At 56.9% G+C, this 1377-nt stretch carries 2 protein-coding genes; one reads left to right on the top strand and one right to left on the bottom strand.

Annotation, left to right across the window (positions count from 1 at the left end; genetic code table 11):
* The first annotated feature begins 40 nt into the window (after positions 1–40).
* Entirely contained in the window at positions 41–406 is a 366-nt protein-coding gene (locus FJ980_RS31790; RefSeq protein ID WP_140547465.1) for a hypothetical protein, read from the top strand.
* 167 nt (positions 407–573) lie between these two features.
* On the opposite strand, the gene FJ980_RS31785 is transcribed toward FJ980_RS31790, so the two are convergent.
* Complete coding sequence (locus FJ980_RS31785; RefSeq protein WP_140547464.1) at positions 574–873, bottom strand: DUF1236 domain-containing protein; 300 nt, start codon at positions 871–873, stop codon at positions 574–576.
* Positions 874–1377 lie beyond the last annotated feature (504 nt).

The raw sequence follows: 1377 nt of genomic DNA, 5'->3' as shown, positions 1-1377 counted from the left end.
AAGAAGGTGCAGCCCCGATAGCTGCTTAAGGGAGGCAGCGATGCTCGATACCCATACAGACATTGCGCGGGCGGCTATTGAAGCCACCTTCCTGCCACGTCGCGCCGCATTTCCGCGCGATATTGATCACTCCCGACGCGTGCTCGCGGCATCACGCGAGCTTCTGAAACGCCTGCGCCAAAGCCATGGCGATGACACCTCCCGAGCTTGGGAGGATGCAGACCCGGTTCCCTTCGCTATCTCAGCGTTCGATGCCGATGTTCTCCGGGCAGTGTTCAAAGATTTGGTGTTGGGAACATACGCGCCCAAATGTCGATGGCGCGATCTGGCTAAGACCCTGGTAATCGAATACGCCGGGTGCGATCAGGTCGAAGTTGGCTTGCTGGATTGGATCACCAGGAAGTAAGTACCTTGTGCCAAGTCGAGTTGAGCGCGTGTTCTAGAGATCCACCAGGCGCGCCACGAGGGGGTTGCGACGTCTCGACTTCAGGAGTTTATCTCAACTGTCCGAATGGCGATTTGACATACCCAACCCGCCGCCAGCTATGGCGGAGGTCGGGTTCGTTCTAGGTCTCAGTCGTAGACTTTGACGATCTTGCGGGTGCTCGGGTCCACCAAAACCGTGCGGTTGTCGACCAGCACATACCGGTATTTGACATTGGGAACCTCATGGAGCTCGACCGTGTCCGGCAGAGCCGTGCCGACATTCAGCTCAAGTCCGAGAAGGTTCACGGAAGCCAGCGGTTGCTTCTTCACGTATTGGCGCACGACGGTGTCCTGTTCCGGTGTGATGACCACATCCTGTGCCGCAACTGCGCCGACGCCGGCCAAAAGCAATAGCGCCGCAGCGGTGCTGGTAAGGTGTATCCTCATGGTTTTTCTCCTGTTGCTCCGGCGACAGCACAAATTTTCTGCGCGCCAGCCATCTGAACACGTCGGCAGGCCGAACGTTCCTCTAGCGGACTTCAGTCTGAACCCTGACCAGACCAAAGGCCGATCGCAAAACGCGATGGTCTTACCTCTTGAGACTAGGCGGAACGGCTTAGGGGCTAGCGTAGTTGCTTCTCCAAATTCGGAGAAAGCAGATGGATAAAAGCATTGGCCAAGCGCGTTGGTTGCTCGCGCCAACTTTCGCGGCAGCCGTCACATTTTTGGTGATCGGCATATTCCTTGGCTGACATGTTGTGGATCGGCACAGCTACGTCCCTTCCTGTGCTGATAGGGCCCGCAAGCCGCTTCGGTGGCTGGCGGGCCCTCTATTTCCAGTATGTTTGGTGAGCAAAAGACAATGACATCGATCCAGAGAACCAATGAGAGTGGCAACGCAAACCAACCGGCAAATGACAACGATGATCATGCGCCTGCGCTACTGGACGC

The sequence above is a fragment of the Mesorhizobium sp. B1-1-5 genome, assembly GCF_006443065.1.
Lineage (GTDB): Bacteria > Pseudomonadota > Alphaproteobacteria > Rhizobiales > Rhizobiaceae > Mesorhizobium.
Note: the sequence above shows the minus strand (reverse complement) of the source record. Positions and strands in the feature narration are given on the sequence as shown.

Excerpts from the sequence above, each read along its gene's own strand:
- FJ980_RS31785 (WP_140547464.1), bottom strand. The coding sequence starts at position 873 with ATGAGGATACACCTTACCAGCACCGCTGCGGCGCTATTGCTTTTGGCC.
- FJ980_RS31790 (WP_140547465.1), top strand. The coding sequence starts at position 41 with ATGCTCGATACCCATACAGACATTGCGCGGGCGGCTATTGAAGCCACC.